This is a genomic window from Actinophytocola oryzae, assembly GCF_004364325.1.
Taxonomy (GTDB): Bacteria; Actinomycetota; Actinomycetes; order Mycobacteriales; family Pseudonocardiaceae; genus Actinophytocola; species Actinophytocola oryzae.
In genome coordinates this window covers 213,221-219,520 of record NZ_SOCP01000019.1, presented here as the reverse complement: position 1 = coordinate 219,520, position 6,300 = coordinate 213,221, and the positions used below count along the sequence as shown (strand labels likewise).

Annotated in this window: 5 protein-coding genes; 1 reads left to right on the top strand and 4 read right to left on the bottom strand. The window is 71.1% G+C overall.

Annotated features, from left to right (window positions below; all coding sequences use genetic code 11):
* Positions 1 to 362, top strand: a 362-nt coding sequence (locus tag CLV71_RS37585) for a TCP-1/cpn60 chaperonin family protein (protein ID WP_279588783.1), incomplete at its 5' end; no start/stop codon positions are given.
* 51 nt (positions 363 to 413) lie between these two features.
* Here the strand turns inward: CLV71_RS37585 and CLV71_RS37580 are convergent.
* The 4 genes from CLV71_RS37580 to CLV71_RS37565 all read right to left on the bottom strand — a co-directional run bounded on the left by CLV71_RS37580 (position 414) and on the right by CLV71_RS37565 (position 6,262).
* Entirely contained in the window at positions 414 to 1,622 is a 1,209-nt protein-coding gene (locus CLV71_RS37580) for an MFS transporter (protein ID WP_133907664.1), read from the bottom strand.
* Positions 1,601 to 2,308 carry an Abi-alpha family protein gene (locus tag CLV71_RS37575; RefSeq protein WP_133907663.1) on the bottom strand — a complete coding sequence of 236 codons (708 nt, stop codon included), beginning with the start codon at positions 2,306 to 2,308 and terminating at the stop codon, positions 1,601 to 1,603. Before CLV71_RS37575 ends, CLV71_RS37580 begins: the two co-directional genes overlap by 22 nt.
* Position 2,309: 1 nt before the next feature.
* Entirely contained in the window at positions 2,310 to 3,593 is a 1,284-nt protein-coding gene (locus tag CLV71_RS37570; protein WP_133907662.1) for a DUF445 domain-containing protein, read from the bottom strand.
* 65 nt (positions 3,594 to 3,658) lie between these two features.
* Positions 3,659 to 6,262, bottom strand: a complete 2,604-nt coding sequence (locus CLV71_RS37565) for a CHAT domain-containing protein (protein WP_341771703.1) — start codon at positions 6,260 to 6,262, stop codon at positions 3,659 to 3,661.
* Positions 6,263 to 6,300: the final 38 nt, after the last annotated feature.

Genomic DNA, 6,300 nt, shown 5'->3' with positions numbered 1-6,300 from the left:
AGGCGGCGTTCGCGGGTCTTCGTCTCGAGGGTGACGAGGCCACTGGTGCGCAGATCGTCAAGGTCGCCGTCGAGGCGCCCCTGAAGCAGATCGCCATCAACGCTGGCCACGAGGGTGGTGTCGTGGTGGAGAAGGTCAAGGGCCTGCCGCAGGGCCACGGCCTGAACGCCGCGACCGGTGCCTACGAGGACCTGCTCGCCGCGGGCGTGCCGGACCCGACCAAGGTCACCCGCTCGGCGCTGCAGAACGCCGCGTCGATCGCCGCGCTGTTCCTGACGACCGAGGCCGTCGTCGCCGACAAGCCGGAGAAGGCCGCTGCCCCCGCTGGTGGTGGCGACCCGACCGGTGGCATGGACTTCTGAGTCCTGGCTTCCAACGGAACGGCCCCGGGTTCTCCCGGGGCCGTTCCGCGTTCAGGTGGGTTTCGCCTCCAGACGGCGGTCCACCACACACGTCAGGGCGCCGAGCAGGACCACGATCGCCGTCGCGGCCGGGAGACCTCGTGGGCCCAGGAACGTTGCCACGCCGGTGAGAGCGCTGCCCGCCGCCGCGGTCGCCACCTTCAGCGAGGACATCGAGACGAAGACCTGCGCTCGGGCGTCCGGCGGGGCGTACGTGGATCGGGCCGCGAAGGTGGCGGTCACGAACGGCGCGTTCGCGACACCGACCAGCGCGAAGGCCACCAGTGCCAGCGGATAGTTCGGTGCCAGCGCACACAGCGCGGCGGCCACGCCCAGCAGTGCGACATGGCGGGTCGTGAGGATGTCGGGACTTCCGTGTAGCGGGAACGCTGTCACCGCCAGTGAACCGGCGAGGCTGCCGACACCGAAGGCCGCGACCAGGGTCGCGCCTGCGCCTGCCTGGTCGGTCAGGTGTCCGGCCAACACCACCGCCACCACGGGCATACCGCCGAGGCTGAACGACGTCGCCAGTGTGCCCACGTTGACCCTCCGCAGAGGACCGTGCCGGACGAGCAGACGGAGGACTTCGCGTACTGACACGACTTCCCGCCGTTCGCGGCTCGCTTCACGAGGCAGGGTGAGAGTGATCGCGGCAGCCAGAACCGCCGCGGCAGCGAGTGCCAGTACCGCCGCCAGTGCACTCGTCACCGCGGCGAAACCCGCCACCGCGGCCGGGCCCAGCGTGCCGGACAGGCCGTAGCTGACCGAGTCCCACCCTTCCGCTCGCCGCTGCTCTCGCTCGCCCGGCCCCGCTATGCCTGCCACCCGGCTGGACAGGCCGCCCGTCAGCAGCGGCCCACACGCACCCGCGACGACCACCAGGAGCAGGACCACCGGTATGCCGACCCTGCCGACGGCCAGCCCCGCGGCGGCCAGTGCGACGCCGTAGCCGACGAACGAGGCGGCCAGGAACAGCCTGCCGTCGCGGGACTTGTCCAGGTGACGGGCCACCCACGGACCCAGTGCGTGCGGTGCGGTCAGACCGGCGGCGAGCAGGCCGCCGATCGCGATCGCGTGCGGACCGCGGATGGTTTCCGTGGCCAGCAGCAGGAGACCGATCGCGGCACCGCTGTTGGCGCCGCGCGCGAGGGTTGCTGCCAGCACGTACCGCGCCATCGCCGCCATGCGGCTGTGGTTGGTCAGTCCTCGGGATCGAGGCACGTCCGGTGGAAGTCCTCGCCGAACGGGGTCAGGTGGATGCTTCTGCGGATCGTCTTCGGGGCCCTGCCCGCCTTCGCCATGGCCTCCTGCACCTCCGGCTGGACCTCCACCACCTGGTAGCGCGACGGCTCGACCTCCTCGTGCGAGAACCAGATCAGGCCGAGGCGGAACAGGTTGTTCAGGTATGCGTTCGTCCGCCCCTGGTTGCGCACCCCGGCCTGTCGCCCGATCATCGACAGCCCCGCCTCGATCAGCTCCGAACCGATCCCCAGTGGACGGTTCGTCCGCACGTCCACTGTGGGCTGCGGCCCTTCGTCGTGCAGGAAGCGGATGATGCGGGCCTCGTCCGGGGTCAGCTCCTCCAGAATCCTTTCGTACGCCGGATGCGTGTCCTCCACGAAGCGTACGTCCGACGACTGGCGCAGCAGTTCCGCGCCTCGTGCCTTCAGCTCCGACACCGACGCATGACGCACAGGCGCCGGTGGCGCGGGCACACCCAACACCGACTGCGCGGCGGAACGCAGCTCCGCCCCGAGATCGCCGACGATCGACGCGGGGGACTCGCCTGCCGCCAGGCTCCTCGTCACCCTGGTTCCGGTTCGGACGGACGTGTCCACGATCCACTGAACCGTCGACAGGCCCGCGTTCGCGGCAATGCGCAGCAGGCCAAGGGAGTTCGAGGGCATGTCACACTCCGAAGATCGCCAGGTGGATCAGGCCGGCCCCGATGCCGAGGATCCCGCCGTGGACGAACAGCAGCCACTCGTCCTGCTTGATGGCCGACCTCAGCAGCTCGTTGAACTCGTCCGGTCGCAGCTGTCGCATCTGGCGGGCCACGAAGTCCCTGATCTTCACCGACTGCCTGCGGCCGAACTCCTGGTCACCGAACACCGTCGCGAACTCCACCGCCTCGTGCGCGACCGCGTCCCGGATCCGGTCGTACCGCTGCGGCCCCATGCCCACCCGCACCGCGCCGCGGACGAAGCCGACCGCGTCGTCGACCGCCGGGCGCAGCGAGGTCTCCAGCATGTGACGGGTCCTGTCCGAGCGCGGCCCGAACAGCAGCTCGTCACCGATGTTCTTCATGGTGATCACGTCCTCGGCGATGATCTTGGCCAACACGTCGCTCACCTCGGGCTGCCGCTTCAGGAACAGCCCCTGGACCACGAACGGTCCCACCTGGCGGGGGAACACCGGCTCGAAGATCAGTTTGATGCCGATCCAGTTGGCCACCCAGCCGATCACCGCGCCACCGAGCGGCAGCACCCACCACTGCGGGAACGCCTCCAGCACGAACACCAGCAGGATGCCCGCCGGGAAACCGAAGTAGAAGCCGAAGTTCCGCATGAACCGCAGCTCCTTGCGGCCCACCTCGCGGAGCATGTCGTTCATCAGCTCCGGGTGCTCCTCGAAGTGGCGGATCACGAGCAGCTTCGCGTCGATCAGCTGTTCTATGTACTCGCCGAGCTGGTCGGTCAGCCCCCGGACGATCACCGGCAGCCGCTGCTCGACCCGCGCGTGGACCGCCGACTTCAGCACCGGGGGCAGGTCGTGCCACAGCTTGGGGTGCTCGCGCGCCATGATCCGCTCGACGACCCCGCGGATCTCCGTCCTGGCGGTCGCCGCGATGTGGTCCGCGATCCGGTCCGGCTCGAACTCCCGGTAGAAGTCGCCGATGCTGCCCACCTTCAGCAGGGCCTTGTCCACCGAGATCGACGCCATCTTGGACACGCGCGAGGGGATGATGCCCTGCCAGCCGAACCTGCCGCCGTGCGTCAGCGCCGGGACGACCTGCACCCGGCGCGGCAGGTACGCGTACAGGAACCGCAGGCCGGGCACCCGCACCCCGTGGAACCGCATCGGCTGGAACAGCATGATCACGCCGGTCCAGTTGGTCACGAAGCCGATCACGCCGGTGAACAGCGGCACGGAGATCAGGTGCGTCAGGAGACGCGGGTCCGACCAGTCCATGCCCGCCCCCTCGCCAGCAGCCGAGAGTCCATCGTCAACTGTTGGCGATCTTCGCGCAATCCCCGCTAACCGGCGCCGAGCAGGATGAACGGGCGGCGCAGGGGGTCCTCCGCGGTCGCCTCGGCAAGGGCCCGCGCGGGGCTGACGCCGGAGGCCACCCTGCGGTGGTAGTCCGTCATGGTCTCGGCCAGATCCGCCGCGAGGTCGGCCACGGGCTGGTTCACGAGCCTGCGGTGGTAGTCGGTCATGGTCAGCGCCGCCGAGCGGTGCCCGACCCGGTTCACGGCCGCGACGACGGTCCGCGAGCCGCTCGCCAGCATCGCGCCCGCGAACCCCAACGGCTCGTCACCCGGCCGGATGTGGGACAGCGCCAGCTCACACGCCGCGAGCACGATGTGGGTCGGCGGGTTCCGCAGCCGGGCCACCTCGTGCGCCAGCAGCCCGCCGTCGTACAGCTCCAGCCGCGAGAACATCGCGTTGGCCGACTCGTGCGTGCCGTGCGCGGCGATGTGCACCAGCTTCGCGCCGTCCATCGCCGTCAGCACCGCGTCCGTGGTGGCCAGCGGCCCGTCCAGCACGACCGCGCCCGGGTACACCTCACGCAGCTGGTCCAGCTCGGTCGCCGACGCGGGCAGGTCCGGACCCCGCACCAGCACGACGCGGCCGTCGTTCTCCGGCACCTCCCCGGCACTCACCCACGCGGTCGCCGACGGCGCCACCGACACCGCCCGCCCACGCAGCGACGGCAGCGTCTCCCACGGCACCGAGTACAGCTCACCGAACGGCACCACGATCAGCTCCCGGTCACCGAGCAGCGCGGCGGGAATCCCGTTCGGGCCGAACAGCATGTCGTCGAGCGCCTGGATGCGCCGCCGCGCCGACTGCGACACGGCCGTCACCAGCTGCGCGATCAGCTCGTCGGGCGCGAGCGCGTCCAGGTCCGCGTGCAGCTGGCGTGCCGTCTCGAGCACGTCGTGCTTCGCCCCGAGGCGCACCAGCTTCGTCCGCCCGCCTGCCACGACCACCGCGGCCAGCTCGTTCTCCGGACCGGAGAAGCTGATCAGCGCGCGGTCGCCGAGGTGCTCGACCACCTCCTCCGGCGAGGACACCGGCCGCGGCTTGCCCCACTGCGACGTGTACCAGCCCAGCCGGTTGACCTCCCGCTGCAGCGTGACCGACCGCTGTTCGAGCTGGGTGACCGACCGGCCCTCCAGCCGGGCGTGCTGCATGGTCCGCAACACCGTGCGCAGCTCGGCGACCCGGCTGGCCAGCTCGGGGTCGTCGATCGCGGGCATCGGCTCGTACCGGTACACCTGCGCACGCGTGCGTTCCTGCCAGGCGAGCAGCCGCCGCGCGTCGGCATCGGTCCTCGCGTCGTCGAGCACGATCCCGACCGCGAGCCTGGCCAGCTCGAGACCGTGCACGGCCGTGCCGCACACGAGGTCCAGCCCACCCATCCGGTCGCGGGCCGCGCCGAGCTCGTCGAAGCCGGACTTGGCCTGCGCGAGCGCCGAACGGGTCTGGCCACGCGCCACCGCGAGCTCCGCACGGCACAGCCGCAGCATCATCCTGTGGTCGATCGGCGCGATCTTGCCCGGCACGGGCACCTGACTGAGCAGCGTCTCCGCGACGTCGACGGCACCACGCCGCAGTGCGAGCCGGACACCCAGCATCCTGGCCATCGCGGCCTCGTCGGTGAGCCCGGCCGCGGCGAGCCGCTCGGCGAGAACGGTCGCCTTCCTGCTGGTCGCGGACGTCGTCAGGCCCGCGAGGGTGGCGACGGCCTCGGTACGCAGCTTGGTCAGCGCGGCGACCTCGGCCCACGCCATGCTGCCGCGTCGGACGAACCTGCGGTGCGCGGATCCCGCGGACTGTTTGGCCAGCTCCCGGTCGCCGGCCAACAGAGCCGCGGCGGCTCTGGTGATCTCGGCCTCGGCGAGGTCCTGGCTGATCCGCTGGGCACGCAGGACGGGCAGCGCCTCGTCGAGCAGCCGGGCCGCCTCGTCGGCGAGCCCCGCGGTCAACAGCGCCCTGGCCTGGTCGACCTGGGTACGGGCGACCAGGTGCGGAGCCAGCGTGCGGAACAGGCGCACGGCCTCCGCGAAGTGCGCCAGCGCACCAGGGACGTCGCCGAGCAGCAGTTCCTGGTCACCGAGGGTGCTGATGGCCTTGGCCTTCATGATCGGTAGGTCGTGCTCGGTGGAGAGTTCGATGCAGCGGCGCAGGTCCTCCTCCGCCGGACCTGGCCGACCGACCAGTGTGTACGTGGTGCCGCGGTTGAGGAATGCCCTTGCGAGCATCTCGGGATCCCCGGCAGGGCTGTCCAGTGCCTTTTCCAGCAGCGGGATGGCTCGGCTGAACAGCTCGATGCCCTCCGGCGTGCGGCCGGCCCTGGTCAGCACGAGTGCGTGCTGCTGCTCGGCGAAGCCGAGGAGCGCGAGGCGGTCCGAGCCCTCGGGCAGGCCGGTGATCAGGTCGCGGGCCGTGCCGAGATGGGAGAGCCCGTCGGCGAGAGTGCTGGTCTCGGCCTGTACCCAGCCGAGGGAGAGAAGGACCCGTGCGCGAACGGCGACGACCTCCGCCGAGCCGGAAGCCACCGGCAGCATGTGCAGCGCCCGCTGCAGCATCTTGATGGCCTCGGCGGGCCGACCTGCCGAAGCCGCCGCCACCGCCCGCCGTCGCTGTTCGGCGGCCGCTCTGGAAGTGG

What these genes read in the sequence shown, in the direction of transcription:
- CLV71_RS37570 (WP_133907662.1), bottom strand. Translation starts at nt 3,593, where the DNA reads ATGGACTGGTCGGACCCGCGTCTCCTGACGCACCTGATCTCCGTGCCG.
- CLV71_RS37575 (WP_133907663.1), bottom strand. Translation starts at nt 2,308, where the DNA reads ATGCCCTCGAACTCCCTTGGCCTGCTGCGCATTGCCGCGAACGCGGGC.